This window comes from Sphingobium sp. JS3065 (genome assembly GCF_026427355.1).
GTDB lineage: Bacteria > Pseudomonadota > Alphaproteobacteria > Sphingomonadales > Sphingomonadaceae > Sphingobium.
Genome location: NZ_CP102664.1, coordinates 3,065,492 through 3,081,784, shown reverse-complemented (window position 1 = coordinate 3,081,784; position 16,293 = coordinate 3,065,492). Strand labels below are relative to the sequence as shown.

Annotated in this window: 15 protein-coding genes and 1 riboswitch; of the genes, 6 read left to right on the top strand and 9 right to left on the bottom strand. The window is 65.6% G+C overall.

Annotation, left to right across the window (positions count from 1 at the left end; all coding sequences use genetic code 11):
• The first annotated feature begins 43 nt into the window (after positions 1-43).
• On the top strand, positions 44-496 hold the full coding sequence (locus tag NUH86_RS15100) for a peptidylprolyl isomerase (RefSeq protein ID WP_267250254.1): 453 nt from the start codon (positions 44-46) through the stop codon (positions 494-496).
• On the opposite strand, the gene NUH86_RS15095 is transcribed toward NUH86_RS15100, so the two are convergent.
• The 3 genes from NUH86_RS15095 to ppc all read right to left on the bottom strand — a co-directional run bounded on the left by NUH86_RS15095 (position 486) and on the right by ppc (position 5,083).
• The gene (locus NUH86_RS15095; protein ID WP_267250253.1) at positions 486-1,154 is read right to left on the bottom strand and encodes a hypothetical protein; all 669 of its coding nucleotides are present in this window, start codon (positions 1,152-1,154) and stop codon (positions 486-488) included. The two genes, NUH86_RS15100 and NUH86_RS15095, sit on opposite strands and share 11 nt — an antisense overlap.
• On the bottom strand, positions 1,154-1,762 hold the full coding sequence (locus NUH86_RS15090; RefSeq protein WP_267250252.1) for a hypothetical protein: 609 nt from the start codon (positions 1,760-1,762) through the stop codon (positions 1,154-1,156). The genes NUH86_RS15095 and NUH86_RS15090 overlap by 1 nt, the downstream gene beginning before the upstream one ends.
• Before the next feature lie 624 nt (positions 1,763-2,386).
• Positions 2,387-5,083: a phosphoenolpyruvate carboxylase gene (gene ppc / locus NUH86_RS15085; protein WP_267250251.1), complete on the bottom strand. Its 2,697-nt coding sequence runs from the start codon at positions 5,081-5,083 to the stop codon at positions 2,387-2,389.
• Positions 5,084-5,191: 108 nt separating this feature from the next.
• Here ppc and NUH86_RS15080 point away from each other — a divergent pair, with 108 nt between their 5' ends.
• Positions 5,192-6,646 carry an ATP-binding protein gene (locus NUH86_RS15080; protein ID WP_267250250.1) on the top strand — a complete coding sequence of 485 codons (1,455 nt, stop codon included), beginning with the start codon at positions 5,192-5,194 and terminating at the stop codon, positions 6,644-6,646.
• Entirely contained in the window at positions 6,643-7,104 is a 462-nt protein-coding gene (locus NUH86_RS15075; RefSeq protein ID WP_267250249.1) for a low molecular weight protein-tyrosine-phosphatase, read from the top strand. The genes NUH86_RS15080 and NUH86_RS15075 overlap by 4 nt, the downstream gene beginning before the upstream one ends.
• A 120-nt stretch (positions 7,105-7,224) precedes the next feature.
• On the opposite strand, the gene thiC is transcribed toward NUH86_RS15075, so the two are convergent.
• Entirely contained in the window at positions 7,225-9,084 is a 1,860-nt protein-coding gene (gene thiC, locus NUH86_RS15070; protein ID WP_267250248.1) for a phosphomethylpyrimidine synthase ThiC, read from the bottom strand.
• Positions 9,085-9,095: 11 nt separating this feature from the next.
• Positions 9,096-9,503, bottom strand: a complete 408-nt coding sequence (locus NUH86_RS15065) for a DUF2065 domain-containing protein (protein WP_013847927.1) — start codon at positions 9,501-9,503, stop codon at positions 9,096-9,098.
• A 57-nt stretch (positions 9,504-9,560) separates the two neighbouring features.
• A riboswitch (TPP riboswitch) is annotated at positions 9,561-9,669 on the bottom strand.
• An 84-nt stretch (positions 9,670-9,753) separates the two neighbouring features.
• Between NUH86_RS15065 and NUH86_RS15060 the strand changes: the two genes are divergently transcribed.
• Positions 9,754-10,050 (top strand): hypothetical protein, encoded by a 297-nt coding sequence (locus NUH86_RS15060; protein ID WP_267252158.1) that lies wholly within the window; start codon positions 9,754-9,756, stop codon positions 10,048-10,050.
• A 212-nt stretch (positions 10,051-10,262) separates the two neighbouring features.
• Here the strand turns inward: NUH86_RS15060 and NUH86_RS15055 are convergent, their stop codons facing one another.
• Both NUH86_RS15055 and NUH86_RS15050 read right to left on the bottom strand, forming a co-directional pair.
• Entirely contained in the window at positions 10,263-11,633 is a 1,371-nt protein-coding gene (locus NUH86_RS15055) for a cytochrome P450 (RefSeq protein WP_267250247.1), read from the bottom strand.
• The gene (locus NUH86_RS15050; RefSeq protein ID WP_267250246.1) at positions 11,630-12,757 is read right to left on the bottom strand and encodes a hypothetical protein; all 1,128 of its coding nucleotides are present in this window, start codon (positions 12,755-12,757) and stop codon (positions 11,630-11,632) included. Before NUH86_RS15050 ends, NUH86_RS15055 begins: the two co-directional genes overlap by 4 nt.
• A gap of 22 nt (positions 12,758-12,779) precedes the next feature.
• Between NUH86_RS15050 and NUH86_RS15045 the strand changes: the two genes are divergently transcribed.
• Both NUH86_RS15045 and kdsA read left to right on the top strand, forming a co-directional pair.
• Positions 12,780-13,073 (top strand): hypothetical protein, encoded by a 294-nt coding sequence (locus NUH86_RS15045; RefSeq protein ID WP_323749023.1) that lies wholly within the window; start codon positions 12,780-12,782, stop codon positions 13,071-13,073.
• 5 nt (positions 13,074-13,078) lie between these two features.
• Positions 13,079-13,912, top strand: a complete 834-nt coding sequence (gene kdsA / locus NUH86_RS15040) for a 3-deoxy-8-phosphooctulonate synthase (protein WP_267250244.1) — start codon at positions 13,079-13,081, stop codon at positions 13,910-13,912.
• A gap of 98 nt (positions 13,913-14,010) precedes the next feature.
• Here the strand turns inward: kdsA and NUH86_RS15035 are convergent, their stop codons facing one another.
• On the bottom strand, positions 14,011-15,276 hold the full coding sequence (locus NUH86_RS15035) for a glutamate-5-semialdehyde dehydrogenase (protein ID WP_267250243.1): 1,266 nt from the start codon (positions 15,274-15,276) through the stop codon (positions 14,011-14,013).
• Positions 15,277-15,539: 263 nt separating this feature from the next.
• Positions 15,540-16,184 carry a class I SAM-dependent methyltransferase gene (locus NUH86_RS15030; RefSeq protein ID WP_267250242.1) on the bottom strand — a complete coding sequence of 215 codons (645 nt, stop codon included), beginning with the start codon at positions 16,182-16,184 and terminating at the stop codon, positions 15,540-15,542.
• Between the last annotated feature and the right edge of the window lie 109 nt (positions 16,185-16,293).

Below are 16,293 nucleotides of genomic sequence, written 5' to 3'. Positions count from 1 at the left end.
ATATGGTCGATCATTCCCATTTTCCCCCAAGAGAGGATTTTTCATGGCCGACGACACCCTGACCCTTACCCTCGACAGCGGCGGCGACGTCGTCATCAAGCTGCGCGCGGACCTGGCCCCCGGCCATGTCGAGCGGATCACCGCACTGGCCAAGGACGGCTTCTATGACGGCGTCGTGTTCCACCGCGTCATCCCCGGCTTCATGGCCCAGGGCGGCGACCCGACCGGCACCGGCATGGGCGGATCGAAGCTGCCCGACCTGAAGGCCGAATTCAGCCGCGAACCGCATGTCCGGGGCGTCTGCTCCATGGCCCGCGCGATGAACCCCAACAGCGCGAACAGCCAGTTCTTCATCTGCTTCGACGACGCCACCTTCCTGGACGGCCAGTACACCGTCTGGGGCGAAGTCACGTCCGGCATGGAGCATGTCGACGCCCTGCCCAAGGGCGAGCCGCCCAAGACCCCCGGCAAGATCGTCAAGGCGACTATTTCTTAAGAAGCCCGTCGGTGGCTGAGATGGCGTTGCCCGTCTCCGCCGCTTCGTCCGCCGGCGGTTCATAGGGACCGATGCTTTCGATATGCCAGCGGCGATCCGCCTCGCCGGAGCCGGGCACGTCGTTGACCCGGCGCAGCGTCACCTGGCGCAACCGGTACCAGGGTTTGCCGTTCGCGGCGAGCCGGCCATAGACCTGCACCGGCACGGTCACGAACAGCGACCCCGCCGCGCCCTCCAGCTCCCCCGGCGCGCCGACATGGGCGTGCACTTCGCTGAAATTGCGGAAGCGGGCGGCGAAACGGACATCGTCCTCCGCGCCGATGGCGCTGTTGTCGTTCCACAGATCCTGCGCATCGCCATAGCGCTTCTCCTCCAGCAGGCCGTAATAGCCCTGCACCACCTGGGCGGCGCCCTGCGCGCCCTTGGGATCGATGGAATCCTCCTCCCCCACCGGATCGGGATCGACCGGCAGGCCGCCGGGCGTGCCGGGCGCGGGCGGGTCGAGCGGCTCCATCACCGCCATCGCTTCCGCCCGGACATTATTTTCGACCTGCGCGGCATTCGCGCCATTGGCCAGATTGTCGATCGCGCTCTCCTCCCGGCCGTCGCAGGCCGCGAGCAGGAGCAGGGCAAAAACTGCGCTATGCCGAACCCGCATCAGTCGCGCCGGCCACGCCAGCCGTCGCGCCGGGACCGGTTGCCGCCGTCGGACCGCGCGCCGTTTTCGGAACGCGCAGCACCATCTGAACGGACTCTGGGTGCATTGCCCCAATTTCGTTCAGCCCGTGATGTGGTCATATCCCCTTGCCCTCTTCCTGGTTGCGGCGCCTGCGCGCTTGCGGCGGGATTGCCCTGACGGGCGTTCCGCCAATTTCCGTTCCACCGATTGCCATCGCCGCCGGACCGTTCCCGCCAGCTTTGGCGCGGCGCGCCATTGTTCCAGTCGCCGCGCCTGCCGTCGTCCCGGCGGGCTTCGCGGCGGCCCTCCCAATAGCGGCGCTGGCCTTCGTTCCAGCGTTGGCGGTGGCCGCTGCGATTATAGACATAATAGCCGCTGCCGGGATAATAATAGCCGTTATACCAACCGCTATAATAGCCCGGCCGGTAATAGCCGGAGTTCCAATAATCGTCATAATAGCCGCCGCCATAATAGCCGGTGCCGACGCTGACGCCGCCATAATAGCCGTCGTCATAGCCGCACCCGCCCAGGGCCAGCACGCCGGCAAGACCGATCGCGGCGAGGAAACTCTGTCCGGTCCAGGCCATCGCCCTTCTCCTTCATCCTGCATATCCACCATGCATAGGGCGGGCTGTTTGAATTGGTGGTGAATGGCGGGATTTGGAGAGAGAAGCGGGCTGTTCATGGGCATTTTTGGCCGAAGTTCACAGTGTATGCGCGCGCGTGCCTGGGCGCGCGTATGCGAGAGGGTGTTGCAGGGGCCGTTTCGAAGAGGGATGCGGGATAGGGCGGTGGGCGCGGAATAGGACAGGAGGAAATAAGCGGCTGTAGGGGAAATAGGATGGTTTTTTAGGGGGTGTGGCCGTTGGGTTACGGTGTCCGCCGTGTGAACTGGGTTTGGGAACAGGGAGCGTTTAAGGGCTGAGGATGGCCAATCCAGGACATTCCTTCTCCCTTGAGGGAGAAGGATACGAAGCCTTGGCGACGAAGGAGCCTAGGCGCAGTTGGATGAGGGGGAGCGGGCCTGCGGCCCGCGCGATCCTGTGGATCGAGCGAACAGGTAAGGGCTGCCCCGCAGCCCTTAGATCATGCCGGGGGCATAATCGACCTGTTCGCTCCCCTCACCCAGCTACGACTAAGGCAGCAAGCTGCCAAGTCTTCGCAGCCCTCTCCCTCAAGGGAGAGGGATTTGGACTGTCCGCTCTCCAACCTCAGCCGCTATTCCTCAGGGCCGTGGCGATGGCGTTGATGGAGAGTTCTATGCCTTCCTTGATGCGCGGGTCGTCCTCTCCGCCGCGGTGGCGCTTCATCAGTTCGACCTGGAGCAGGTTCAACGGCTCGATATAGGGCAAGCGCAGGCGGATCGAGCTGTCCAGCTTCGGATTCTTCTCCAGCAGGCGCGACTGGCCGGTGGCGGCGAGCAGGCCGTCATGCGTCTTGTCCCAGCCGTCCCGGATGCGGTCGAAAATCCCGGCCCCCTGCGCCTGATCCTCCACCAGCGGCAGATAATGGGCGGCGATGCCAAGGTCGGACTTGGCCAGCACCATCTCCAGATTGGCCAGCGCGGATTGCAGGAAGGACCAGTGCTGCGCCATGTCCGCCAGCAGCGCCTTGTCCTCGAACGCGCTCAACGCATGGCCGACGCCGTACCAGCCGGGCAGCATCACCCGCGCCTGCGCCCAACTGAACACCCAGGGGATGGCGCGCAGATCCTCTATCCGGGTGCTCTTCGTGCGGCTGGCCGGGCGGGAACCGATCTTGAGGCCCGATATCTCCTGGATCGGGGTTAGTTGGCGGAAGAATTCCTTGAACCCTTCGGTGCCGTAGACAAGGTCGCGATAGGCGGCGAAGGCGGTCTTCGACAGTTGGTCCATAGCGGCGGCGAAGCGGGCGGCGTCGCGGTCCGAAATGGCTTCGGGTTCGAGCGAGGCGAGCAGGGTCGCGCTGGTCATCGCCTCCAAATTGGTCATGGCGACGTCGCGGGTGCCGAATTTGGCGGCGATCACCTCACCCTGTTCGGTGATGCGGATGCGGCCCTGCACCGTGCCCTTGGGCTGGGCCTGGATCGCCGCGAAGGAGGAGCCGCCGCCGCGCCCGACCGCGCCGCCGCGACCGTGGAATAGCTGCATCGCCGTGTTGGCGTCGGCGAAGACGGGGGCCAGCGCCTTGCTCGCCTGGAACAGCCCCCAGGTGGAGGTGAGGTAGCCGCCATCCTTGTTGCTGTCGGAGTAGCCGATCATCACTTCCTGATGGCCGCGTCCCCGCGCCACGCCCGCTATTTCGGACAGGCCGAAATAAGCGGTCATGATCGAAGGCGCGGCCTCCAGGTCGGCGATGGTTTCGAACAGCGGCACGGCCATGATCGCGGCCTGCGGGGCGCCGTCTTCGCCGATGCGCCAGAGGCCCGCTTCCTTGAGGATGATGTTGACTTCGAGCAGGTCGGAAACGCTCTCCGCCTTCGAGATGATATAATGGGTGATGCATTGCGGGCCGTAGACGCGGTGCGCCTCCGCAGCGGCGTGGATGATAGCGAGTTCGGACGCGGTCTGCTCCGAATATTCGGAGAAGCGCGTGCCGAGCGGCCGGTTGTTCGCCAGTTCGCGGCGCAGCAGGGCGATGCGCGCATATTCGTCGAGCGCGACATAATCCGCCTCCACCCCCGCGACCTTCAGCAGTTCGGCGACGACGCTCTGGTGGACGTCGCTATTCTGCCGCATGTCGAGCGTGGCGAGGTGGAAGCCGAACGTCTCGACCGCCCGGATCAGGCGGCCCAGCGCGCCTCCGGATGCCAGCGCGCCGCCGCCTTCGCTGGCGAGGCCCTGCGCCACCGTCACCAGATCGCGGCGCAGGTCCGACGGGCTGGCATAGGCTTCGCCCTTGAGGGTGGAGGGGCGCGACGGATTCTTGCCGATCAGCGCCTGATAGGTGGCGGCCAGCCGGGCGTAGATGCCGGAAATGGCGCGGCGATAGGGTTCGTCCTGACGGCTGGGCGAAACGTCGCCGCTGGCGTCGGCCAGGTCCAGCACCGATTGGGGCACATGGGCGAGTTCGGTGGAGAGGGAGAGTTCCGCGCCCAGGGCGTGGAGCGCCTCCATATAGAAGGTCAGCGCCGCCTCGCACCCCTTGGCGAGGGCGAGGCGAAGCTGCGGCGCCTGGACGAAGGGGTTGCCGTCGCGGTCGCCGCCGATCCAGTTGCCGACGCGCAGGAAGCTGTGCGGGCGCGCGCCCAGGACGCGCTCCCAACGGGCGTAGAGGGCAGGCAGCACCGGCAGGAAAACGTCGCGGAAATAAGCGAGGACATTTTCGATCTCGTCCGCGACGAACAGCTTTTCGCGGCGCAGGGGGCGGGTCTGCCACAGCAGCGCGATCTGGCGGAAGATCGCCTCGTCGAGATTTTCGCCATCGTCGGTTTCCGTCCGGCCGCCGTCCTTGAGCAGCATCAGGTCGGCGATGCGGTTCTTGTGGTCGATCATGCTCTTGCGCCGCACCTCGGTCGGGTGGGCGGTGAGGACCGGGACGATCAGGGCGTGGGAGAGGAGGTCAAGCACCGCCTGACGGTCGATGCCGTGGGAATCGAGCTTTTCCACGGCGGAGGCGACGTCGGCGCCCGGCTCCGCGGCGACGCCCTGCCGGTCCTCGGCCAGGTTGGCGAGCATGGAGAAGAGCATGAAGCCGCGCACGAAGGACAGCGTGTCGTCCAGGCTGAGCGCGTCGAGGCCGGTGTCGACAACATCCGCGCCGTGCAGGCCACGTGCCCGATCAACCGAGGCGGAGCGGATATATTCGGTCTGCTTGTATATCTTCTCCCCGCCATAGGCGCGAATGACGTCGCCCAGCAACCGGCCAAGGTAACGGATATCGGGGTTCTGCGTGATCGCAGGCGCGGATGAGGGTGCAGGATTCGCCATGATGGATCTATGCTGCATTGCAACAATCGAATGGTCAAGGGAATCCGGTTCCTGCCCCGAATGACAGCAGGGTTGCGCGAGGGGCCTGCCCTGGGCCAAAGGAAAGCCGTGACCGCCAGCATCAGCATAGGAAATGACAGCAACGGCAATGCCGTTCTGGTCGACGTGGAGGAATTGCTCGCCACCCGGCTGCTCGTCCAGGGCAATTCGGGATCGGGCAAATCGCATCTGCTGCGCCGCCTGCTGGAGGAAAGCGCCGCATTGGTCCAGCAGGTGGTGATCGATCCCGAGGGCGATTTCGTCACGCTGGCCGATGAATATGGCCATGTGGTGATCGACGCGGGCGACTATAATGAGCGCGAGATCGTCAAGATGGCGGCGCGGATTCGCGAACACCGCGCTTCGGTGGTGCTGAGCCTGGAATCGCTGGAACTGGAGGCGCAGATGAAATGCGCCGCGACGTTCCTGTCGACGCTGTTCGATGCGCCGCGGGACCATTGGTATCCGGCGCTGGTGGTGGTCGATGAGGCGCAGATGTTCGCCCCGGTGGCGGCGGGCGACGTGTCGGACGAGGCGCGGCGGCTGTCTCTGGCGGCCATGACGAACCTGATGTGCCGGGGGCGCAAGCGCGGGCTGGCGGGGGTGATCGCGACGCAGCGGCTGGCGAAGCTGGCGAAGAATGTCGCGGCGGAGGCTTCGAACTTCCTGATGGGGCGGACCTTCCTGGACATCGACATGGCGCGGGCGGCGGACCTGCTGGGCATGGAGCGGCGGCAGGCGGAGCAGATCCGCGATCTGGAGCGGGGGCGGTTTCTGGCGTTGGGGCCTGCCATCTGCCGGCGGCCGGTGGCGGTGAAGATCGGGCCGGTGAAGACCAGCACGCGGGGCGGCACGCACAAGCTGATGCCGCCGCCCGTGACCGCGACCGGGGATTTGCAGGAGTTGCTGTTTGCCGGTGCGGGCGAGGAAGAGGCCTTGCCCCCTCCTCCGGCGCGCGCGGAGTCGCCGCCTTTGCCTGCCGAGGAATTGATGCGGGCGCTGGCCGCCGCGCCTTCGGCCAAAGCTGCCGCGCCGGAACTGGACTTCGGGCAGAATGAGCCGGTGGTGATCGCCGTGCTGGAGGAAATCGTCGCCGATCTGGGCGATGCGCAGCCGAGCGTTTCGACGCTCTATCAGGATTTCGGGGTGCGGTGCCGGATGAAGGGGGTGAAGACCCCGCCGCTCGACCTGCCCGCCTTCCGCAAGCGTTTCGCCATGGCGCAGGCGGGGATGTTCGATGCCGCCGATCCGCGCTGGGCCGATGCGATGAAGGCGGCGGAGCCGGTGCCGGAGGATATGCTGGCCCCCTTCCTGCTGATCGCGCGGGCGGCGATGCAGGGATTGCCCTGCCCTGACGATGCGGCTTTGGCGCGGGCCTATGGCACCAGTTCGCCGGGGCGCGTGCGGCGGCTGATCGACTATATGGAAAAGCTGGGCGTGGTCGTGGCGCGGACCGATTTCGGCGGGCGGCGGTCGATCGGCGTGCCGCAACTGGGCCTCAGCACGGCGGCGGCGGAGGGATGAGCGCTTCGGTCCTGTTCGTGTGCCTGGGAAATATCTGCCGGTCGCCGCTGGCGGAAGCGGCGCTGCGGGCGGAGGCGGAGCGGGTGGGGCTGGAGATCGTCGTGGATTCGGCCGGGACCGGGGATTGGCATGTCGGATCGCCGCCGGACCGGCGCGCGCAGGCGGTGGCGCTGCGGCACGGGATCGACATTTCGGGCTATCGCGGGCGGCAGGTGACGGCGGCGGATTTCCGGCGCTTTACGCATGTCTTCGCGCTGGATGCGGAAAATTTGGGGAATTTGCGCCGGGTGCGCCCGTCGGATGGGACGGCGGAACTGCGTCTGCTGATGGACATGGTGCCGGGGCGCGAGGGGAGCGGCGTGACCGATCCCTATTTCGGCGATGACGCCGGGTTCGATGTTACCTGGGCCGATGTGACGCGGGCCGCGGAGGCGATATTGGAACGGTTGCGGGAATAGCCCCCTCCGTTCGGGCGAGAGGGGTTGGATGGGCCGGGCGTCATCCAACATCCGCTGCAGGTGGAGGTGACCTGCCCGGCAATCGCCGAGCAAGATCACCCCCGGAAGTCAGCCAGCTTTTCAATCATGCTCCCGGTCGCCGGCGCCCATATAAAGCTCGCTGCCGGTCTGCCGGAAGATTTCGCTCATCTCCGCCATGCCCTTTTCGGCATCTTCCGCCGCGATGAAGCTATTGGCGGGCTGGTTCTGTTTCGCCGCGAAATCGCGCACCTCCTGCGTGATCTTCATCGAGCAGAATTTCGGCCCGCACATGGAACAGAAATGCGCGCTCTTGGCGCCCTCCGCCGGGAGGGTCTGGTCGTGATATTTCTCCGCCGTGTCGGGGTCGAGCGACAGGTTGAACTGGTCGCGCCAGCGGAATTCGAACCTTGCGCGGCTGAGCGCGTCGTCGCGGACCTTGGCGGCGGGGTGCCCCTTGGCCAGGTCGGCGGCGTGGGCGGCGAGCTTGTAGGTCACCACGCCCACCTTCACGTCGTCGCGGTCGGGCAGGCCCAGATGCTCCTTGGGCGTGACGTAGCAGAGCATCGCCGTGCCGTACCAGCCGATCATCGCCGCGCCGATGCCGCTGGTGATATGGTCGTAACCCGGCGCGATGTCGGTGGTGAGCGGCCCCAGCGTGTAGAAGGGCGCCTCTCCGCAGGCCTCAAGCTGCTTGTCCATATTCTGCTTGATCTTGTGCATCGGCACATGGCCGGGGCCTTCGATCATCACCTGCACATCCTGTTCCCAGGCGCGCTTGGTCAGTTCGCCCAGCGTGTAGAGTTCGGCGAACTGCGCCTCGTCATTGGCGTCCGCGATCGATCCGGGGCGCAGGCCGTCGCCCAGCGAATAGGCGATGTCATAGGCCTTCATGATTTCCGTGATCTCATCGAAATGTTCGTAAAGGAACGATTCCTTGTGATGGGCGAGGCACCATTTCGCCATGATCGATCCACCCCGGCTGACGATGCCGGTGACCCGCTTCGCCGTCATCGGGATATAGGGCAGCCGCACGCCCGCATGGATGGTGAAATAGTCGACGCCCTGCTCGGCCTGTTCGATCAGCGTGTCGCGGAAGATTTCCCAGGTCAGTTCCTCGGCAATGCCGCCGACCTTCTCCAGCGCCTGGTAGATGGGCACGGTGCCGATCGGGACCGGCGAGTTGCGCATGATCCATTCGCGGGTGTCGTGGATGTTGCGGCCGGTCGACAGGTCCATCACCGTGTCCGCGCCCCAGCGGATCGACCAGACCAGCTTGTCGACTTCGCTCGCCACGTCGGAGGCGACGGCGCTGTTGCCGATATTGGCGTTGATCTTCACCAGGAAGTTGCGGCCGATGGCCATCGGTTCGGATTCGGGGTGGTTGATGTTGTTGGGGATGATGGCGCGACCACGGGCGACCTCGTCACGGACGAATTCCGGCGTCACATAGTCGGGGATTTCCGCGCCCCAGTCATGGCCGTCGCGCACATATTCGGCCAGCCGGGCGCGGCCGAGATTCTCGCGTTCGGCCACATATTCCATCTCCGGCGTGATGATGCCGCGGCGGGCATAGTGCATCTGGCTGACATTGGCCCCGGCCCTGGCGCGCAGGGGCCGCTTGATGGTGTTGGGAAAGGGCTGGACGCCGCCGCTGCGGTCGGGGCCTTTCAGGCCGTTATCCTCCGGCTGGATGGCGCGGGCGTCATATTCCTCGACATCGCCGCGACCGACGATCCAGTCCCGGCGCAGCGCGGGAAGCCCGGCCATGATGTCGATGCGGGCGTTGGGATCGGTATAGGGGCCGGACGTGTCATAGACGCGAACGGGCTGCTCGCCGCTGCCGGGTTCCAGGTCGATCTCTCGCATGGCGACCTTCAAGGGGCCGACATGGATTTTGCGCGAGCCGCGAATAGGCCCGGTGGTGACGCGCATTTCGGTGCGGGCGGGGACGTCGGCCATGGATTTTCCTTTCAGGCGATGACGGTGGCGCGGCCAGTCAGGCCGGCGAGGAAGAGGAGGATGCCGAGGACGATGCTGACGATCGCCCAGGCGCGGGTGAAGTTGAGGGACTTGGCGCCGATCCTGATGAGTGGACCGGGAACGGCGAGCAGCAGCGCGCCTTCGATCAGCGCCACATATCCGATCAGGCTGACGATGATGGACAGCGGGTCGCGCCAGATGCTGTGGATCAGCACCAGCGCCGCCCCGACCGCGAAGACCGTAAAACCCAGCGCCATGACGAGGCCGGGCGAGCGTTCCAGATCGTCCATCATCTGCCGCCAGCGTTGGGGCGCGGTGAGGCCGCCTATGCCGACCACGATCATGTAGAGGCCGATGGCTTCGGCCAGGCGCAGGGTCAGAACGGAAATGGTGTCCATGGGCGTGCCGTCCTCCTCTTGCGCTCTGGGGCGAAGGGCGGGCGCGGGCTGCTTTTGCGAACAAGCCGTTCCCTCCCTACGCCGGTCTTATCCGGATCAGGTTCAGCGGGTCGCGGCCACGTCAGCCGCCTCTCAACCGTCTGTGGACGGTCCCCCGGGGATGGCTTGCGTGTAGCCGATACGGGACGCCAACGGAAGCCCTGTTGTGGCGCTGGACAGCCAAGGGGCTTTTCCGCTTTAGTTGCCCGCGATGAGGCATCCCGATCTGTCCACGAAGGAAGGGCGCAAGGCGCACCGGCATGAGATGCGCATGGTGGCGGTGAGGCCGCGCCGTTGGGGGTTGTGGCTGTTGACGGCGGGATTCCTGCTGGTGCTGACGCCTTCCGCGCTGAATGTGCACAGCCTGTTCGGGCTTTGGCCGCCGATGCTGGGGGCGGCGTGCATCATCGTGGGCGTGCCGCTGCTGGTGACGAGCGTGGTGCTGAAGCGGCGCTATCTGCGGCAGCGGGTGGCGGGGCAGGCCATGGTGGGGCGGATCAAGGGGTGAGCGGCCGCAAATGGCCATGAGCGGAAATTAGAAACCCGTTCGGGCTGAGCCCTTCGTCTGCCTGCCAGGGCAGGCGCTCAGGATAAACTTGCCTCCGGCAAGTCGAAGCCCTTAGCCGAGCGAAGCGAGGCTCCTTTTGCTTCGCCTTCGCTCAGCAAGACCCTTCGACAGGCTCAGGGCGAACGGAAATTGAATGTCTGCCTTCCGCCCCTTCACCCCACCGCCTCGAACATCAGTTTCATTCCCGTCCTTGGCCGGATCGTCAGGCGGCTGATCGGTTCCGGCTTGAACCCTTCCGGCACCGACAGGCGATAGCGGCGCACCACGCTTGCGATCACGGTCATCACCTCCTGCTGGGCGAAGCCTGCACCCACGCAGACGCGGGGACCGCGGCCGAAGGGGAACCAGGCCTGCTTCACCATTTCCGCATTGGCGGGGTCTTCGAAGCGGGCGGGGTCGAAGCTGTGGGGGCAGGCCCAATTATCCTTGTTCCGCTGGGTGAGCCAGGGGGCGACCACCAGCATCGCGCCTTCCTCCAACTGCTTGTCGCGCATCGGCATCGGGCAGGTGACTTCGCGGGGGAAGAAGGCGACCGGCGGATAGAGGCGCAGCGTTTCGCGGAAGATGTTGCGGATGGCGCTCATATCCTTGAGCATTGGGGCCGTGAGCGGGGCGTTTCCTGCGAATTGCGCCACCTCGGCGCGGGCGGCGGTCTGGATATGGGCGCATTCCGCCAGCATGTAGAGCGCCCAGGTCATGGTGCTGGCCGAAGTTTCATGCCCGGCGAGGAACACCGTCGAAACCTGATCCATCACCTGTTGCAGGGTGAAGGGTTCGCCGCTCTCCGGATGTTTCGCCTCGATCAGCGACTGGAGGATGTCGCGATGGGGCGCTTCGCCGCGTCGATGGAAAGCTTCGTAGCGGGCTTCGACGATTGGGCGGAAGACGTCGTGGATCGCCCCGGCGGGTTTGAGCGACCGCTGCTCGAACCAGCGCGCCGGGAAGCCGTAGAGGCGCAGCATCGAGGCGCTGTGGGCGAGGCGCTGGAAACGCCCGAAGGCGGTGTGGATGATGTTGGAGCGCCGCTCGTCCAGCGCTTCGGAAAAGAGCGTGCGGAAGATGATGTCGGCGGCGACATGGGTCATCATCGGGTCGATGTCGACCGGTCTGGCTTTGTCCGCCGCGTCCAGGCGGGCGAGCAGATCGTCGGCGGCCGCGACCATCAGCGGCATGGAGCGATGGAGCGCCGTGTGCGCGAAGGCCGGGTTCACCATGGCGCGCTGGCTTTCCCAATCCTCGCCATTGGCGGAGAAGACCGAATTGCCGATCAGCGGGGAGAGGTTGCGCACCAGTTCGCGATGCTTCGGGTAGGCCGTGCCGCCGCGCAGGATCCGGTCCACCAGCGGCAGTTCATTGGCGATGTACATGGTCTGGCCGGGCATGCGGATTTCGCCCAGCTTCATCGTGTAGCTTTTTTCGAACAGCACGTGGATCCAGCTATGCCAGCCGCGCAGGAAGCGCTTCATCAGGCCGCGCTTGGTGCGGGGCGGTTCGGGATAGGGAGGGGTGAAGAGGTCGGTCACTGGAGCGTCCTGAACTGCGCTATCGCTTCGTCGATGGTGCGGCGGCCAGCGGTCAGGCTAACGTAATCGACCGGCGAGAGACGGTCGCCCACGCGCAGATAGTCGAAATGCGCCTCATATTTGTTCGACCAGCCGCTATGGTAATTTTCCGGGTCGTAGAAGAGGTGGAAGCGCGGCGAAAGCAGGTCCACGCGGGCGGCGCATCGGTCCGAGACGAGGCGGATCGGGTGCACGTCATAATAGGCCGCGCCGTCCGGCGGGGCGGAGAAGTCGACCAGGCGGAAATGCTTGTCGTCCAGCGCCTTCAGGTCGGCATGATACCAGCGCGCGTCCTTGCGCAGCGCGATGACGGGCACGACCTGCCCCAGGGTGAGGACCGTGAAATTGTCGGGCAGCGGCCTGTCCCCGCGCAGTTCCAGGATGCGGCGCAGGACGCTCATCGCATAGATGGTGCCGTTGCTGTGGGAGGCGAAGACGACCTCGTCATAAGGGCCGTCCATTTCCTCCACGATGCGCGCGGCGAACTGGTCGAGGCGGGCTTCCATCTCCGCGCCGGGGCCTTCGGCGGCGACCGAGTGGTTGTAATACATGAAGCGCAGCAGCCAGGGCACGATCAGCTTGTTGAGCAGGCGGCCCGACAGCGCCGCGCTGATGCCGATGCCGATGAGCGCGGCGGCCCAGAAGGGCAACAGCAACGTCAGCAGCAGGGCGGGAACCAGCGCGAGGGCGAGCGGGACCAGCACGGCCAGCAGCGGCGGGTAGAGGATGGTGACGACCGGTCCCGGACGCAATTTCCGCATGCGCAGGAACTGCATGTGGCGGGCATGGGCGCTGTAGGTGGCGATGGAGCGCCACGCCAGCAGCAGCGGATTGCGAATCCAGACCTTGCCGACCAGATCCTCCCAGCGGAGGAATTCATAGTCGGTCTCGACCCCGGCGCTGTGGTTGGTGACGGTCCAGCGGGCGGAGGAGGCCGGGCCGGAGCGGCGGGCGCTGACCTCCACCCGTTCGCCCGACAGACGGGTGTAAGTTTCCGCCTGCTCGCGATACATCTGGTGGTAGAAACGCACCCCGCGCGGATCGAAACCGCCAAGGTAGAAGAGTTTACGCTTGAACTTTTCCATGGCCCCTGTTCCACATCGGGCCATGACGACACCCGAACGCGACTACTGCTATTTCATAGACCACCGCAAATACAACCGAAACATCGGCTGTCGGCGCCATGACAATGCCTATGGCATCAACGGCGGCGGCAGCGAGCGGGACCGGTGGCGGGCGGACTTCGCCTTTTACCGGCATATGAAGGGGGAAGGCGATCCGATGGCGCTGCCGTCGCTGCTGGCCTGTCTGGTCTTCGGCTGGTTCTGCTGGAATTATCACCCCGGCAAAGGGTTGTGGCGGGGGCAGCTCTTGCGCCATTTCGTGAAAGCGCCGAAGTGAGCGGCATGACAAGACATGTTTCCATCGGACCGGTGACGGTCGGCAACGACCTGCCCTTCGTCCTGATTTCCGGCCCCTGCCAGATCGAAAGCCGCGATCATGCGATGATGATGGCGGAAAGGCTGTCGGGCGTGGCGGCGAAGGCGGGGGTGCCGTTCGTCTTCAAATCCTCCTTCGACAAGGCGAACCGGACTTCGGTGGCGGGGCAGCGGGGCGTGGGCATCGACGCGGGGCTGGCGATCCTGGCCGAGGTGAAGGCGAATTTCGGCTGCCCGGTGCTGACCGACGTGCATGAGGCCGGACAGGTCGGGGCAGCGGCAGAGGTTGTGGATATTCTCCAGATTCCGGCCTTTTTGTGCCGTCAGACCGATCTGCTGCTGGCGGCGGGGCGCACGGGCGCGGTCGTCAATGTGAAGAAGGGGCAGTTCCTGGCCCCCTGGGACATGGCGGCTGTGGCTCAGAAGGTCGCTTCGACCGGCAATGAGCGGATATTGCTGACCGAGCGCGGGGCCAGCTTCGGCTACAACACGCTGGTCAGCGACATGCGATCGCTGCCGGTGATGGCGCAGACGGGCTATCCGGTGGTGTTCGACGCCACCCATTCGGTGCAGCAGCCGGGCGGGCTGGGTTCAGCCTCGGGCGGGCAGCGGGAATTTGCGCCGGTGCTGGCGCGCAGTGCCGTGGCGGCGGGGGTAGCGGCGGTCTTTGCGGAGGCGCATGACGATCCTGACCGTGCGCCGTCCGATGGGCCGGTGATGCTGCCGGTGGAGTGGGTCGGGCCGATGCTGGAGACGCTGAAGGCGATCGATGGGGCGGTGAAGGCTCCCCGTTCGGGCTGAGCGAAGCCGAAGCCCTTGCCTGAGCGCAGCGAAGGCTTCGACTTCGCTCAGCCTTGCCCTTCAACAAGCTCAGGGCAAACGGGGAGGGGGTAGTCCGGTTAAGGCCGCGCCTGGCCCGTTCCGCGCACCAGCCATTTATAGGTGGTGAGGCCTTCCAGAGCCACCGGTCCCCGCGCATGAAGGCGGCCGGTCGAGATGCCGATCTCCGCGCCCAGCCCGAACTCGCCGCCGTCCGCGAACTGGGTGGAGGCGTTCCACATCACGATCGCGCTGTCGACCGCGTTCAGGAAACGCTCGGCCTTCTCGGCGTCCTCGGTGATGATGGCGTCGGTATGGTGGCTGGCATGGGCGGCGATATGGGCGAGCGCCTCGTCCAGCCCGTCCACGATCCGGACCGAGACGATGGCGTCGAGATATTCCGTATCCCAATCCTCGTCCGACGCGGCGACCACGCGGCTGTCCAGCGCCTGCACGGCTTCGTCGCCGCGCACTTCGCATTTGGCCTCGAGCAGCGCCTTCACGATGGCGAGCGCCTGGGGATAGGCCTTGTCGATCAGCACCGTTTCGGTCGCGCCGCAAATGCCGGTGCGGCGCATCTTGGCGTTCACCACCAGCTTTTGCGCCATATCGGGGTCGGCGGCGCCGTCGACATAGCTATGGTTGATGCCGTCCAGATGCGCGAGCACGGGCACCCGCGCCTCTTCCTGCACGCGGGCGACCAGGCTCTTGCCGCCGCGGGGGACGATCAGGTCGATGAACTCCGCCGCTTTCAGCAGCGCGCCCACGGCGGCGCGGTCGGTGGTGGGGACAAGCTGCACCGCGTCGGCGGGCAGGCCGGCGGCGGCAATCCCCTCAACCATGGCGGCGTGGATGGCGCGGTTGCTTTCCTTCGCCTCGCTGCCGCCGCGCAGGATCACGGCGTTGCCCGCCCGCAGGCAGAGCGCGGCCGCGTCGGCGGTCACATTGGGGCGGCTTTCATAGATGATGCCGATCACGCCCAGCGGCACGCGGACGCGGCTCAACTCCATGCCGTTGGGGCGGACCAGCCTGTCGATCACACTGCCCAGCGGATTGTCGAGGGTCGCCACCTGATCCACGCCCGCCGCCGTCGCGAGAACGCGGTCCTCATCCAGTTTCAGCCGGTCGAGCAGCGCGGGCGAAAGGCCATTGGCGGCGGCATTTTCCATGTCGCGGGCATTGGCGGCGATGATCTGCGGCACCTGATCCCGCAGCGCCTGCGCGGCGCGGCGCAGCGCGTCGATCTTCTGCGCGTCGCTGGCGGTGGAAAGCTGCGCCGCCGCTGCGCGCGCGCGCGCGCCCATGGTCGCGATCAGCATTTCGGGGGTCTGGGTCAGGTCGTTCATCAACTATCTCGCCGTGTTTCGCGCCGGGGCTTATCATGAAGCGCGCCAAAGCGAAACCGTCGTTGCCGATGCGGCGGGACCGAAGCCGACAACCGGGCCATGGGTCGCAATATGGCCCGGCTGCCGGCAGGCAGAGGGAACTGCCTGTTCGGCACGCCTAACGATCCGGTCAGGCCAACGCATACCCTGAATTGGGTATAGGCCTATGGAAAAGCCGAAAAATCCGCTCAAAATGCAGCGAATTCAATGGCAAGGCGAAACGATCACGCCGCTTGGGCCAGGATTTGCCGCTTCATCGCGACGAACATCCGGCAGGGCGGGATGTTGCGCCATTCGACCCGTTCCCGAATCTCCTCGAACAGGGGAGAGAGAAGGCGGCGCATATAGCCGGAATATTGATAGACCAGGAAAGCCCCGCCATCCTTCAGAACCGACTGGGTTTCGGCGCAGATCGCCTCCCCCACGCCGTCGGGCAGGGTCGAGAAGGGAATGCCGGACAGGACATGATCCGCCTGGGCATAACCGGATTCCTTGATGAAGCGGCGGACATCGGCGGCGGAGCCATGGACGATGCGCAGCCGGGGATCGTCGATCTCCGCCTCCAGATAGGCGACGAAATCGAGGTTGAGGTCGATGGCGAGCAGGGTCGCGTCCGGGTGCAGCCTGTCGAGGATGGGCCGCGTGAACGTACCGACGCCCGGTCCATATTCCACGAACAGCCGGGTCCGCTGCCAGTCCACGCCCTCCAGCATGCTGTCGACCAGCATTTGGGAGGAAGGAATGACCGACCCGATCATGCCCGGATGCTTGATGAACTGCCGGAGGAACATGCTCCATTGACCCAGGAAGGTGGAGGATCGTTTTCCGGGCTGGACCCGGTTTTTCTTCTTCAAAGGAATGGAGGCCATTCATTCTCGCCTGTCTGCCTTGCCCGTCGACTCGCAAAAATCGCACGGGCATGCAAGCGCCTTCGCGGTGGAGGGGTGAAATCCATAGGAGTTAAGCACCATATGTTCC

Excerpts from the sequence above, each read along its gene's own strand:
- kdsA (WP_267250244.1), top strand. The coding sequence starts at position 13,079 with ATGACAAGACATGTTTCCATCGGACCGGTGACGGTCGGCAACGACCTG.
- thiC (WP_267250248.1), bottom strand. The coding sequence starts at position 9,084 with ATGGCCGACGTCCCCGCCCGCACCGAAATGCGCGTCACCACCGGGCCT.
- NUH86_RS15090 (WP_267250252.1), bottom strand. The coding sequence starts at position 1,762 with ATGGCCTGGACCGGACAGAGTTTCCTCGCCGCGATCGGTCTTGCCGGC.
- NUH86_RS15065 (WP_013847927.1), bottom strand. The coding sequence starts at position 9,503 with ATGGACACCATTTCCGTTCTGACCCTGCGCCTGGCCGAAGCCATCGGC.
- NUH86_RS15075 (WP_267250249.1), top strand. The coding sequence starts at position 6,643 with ATGAGCGCTTCGGTCCTGTTCGTGTGCCTGGGAAATATCTGCCGGTCG.
- NUH86_RS15045 (WP_323749023.1), top strand. The coding sequence starts at position 12,780 with ATGACGACACCCGAACGCGACTACTGCTATTTCATAGACCACCGCAAA.
- NUH86_RS15050 (WP_267250246.1), bottom strand. The coding sequence starts at position 12,757 with ATGGAAAAGTTCAAGCGTAAACTCTTCTACCTTGGCGGTTTCGATCCG.
- NUH86_RS15035 (WP_267250243.1), bottom strand. The coding sequence starts at position 15,276 with ATGAACGACCTGACCCAGACCCCCGAAATGCTGATCGCGACCATGGGC.
- NUH86_RS15100 (WP_267250254.1), top strand. The coding sequence starts at position 44 with ATGGCCGACGACACCCTGACCCTTACCCTCGACAGCGGCGGCGACGTC.
- NUH86_RS15030 (WP_267250242.1), bottom strand. The coding sequence starts at position 16,184 with ATGGCCTCCATTCCTTTGAAGAAGAAAAACCGGGTCCAGCCCGGAAAA.
- NUH86_RS15060 (WP_267252158.1), top strand. The coding sequence starts at position 9,754 with ATGAGGCATCCCGATCTGTCCACGAAGGAAGGGCGCAAGGCGCACCGG.
- ppc (WP_267250251.1), bottom strand. The coding sequence starts at position 5,083 with ATGGCGAATCCTGCACCCTCATCCGCGCCTGCGATCACGCAGAACCCC.
- NUH86_RS15095 (WP_267250253.1), bottom strand. The coding sequence starts at position 1,154 with ATGCGGGTTCGGCATAGCGCAGTTTTTGCCCTGCTCCTGCTCGCGGCC.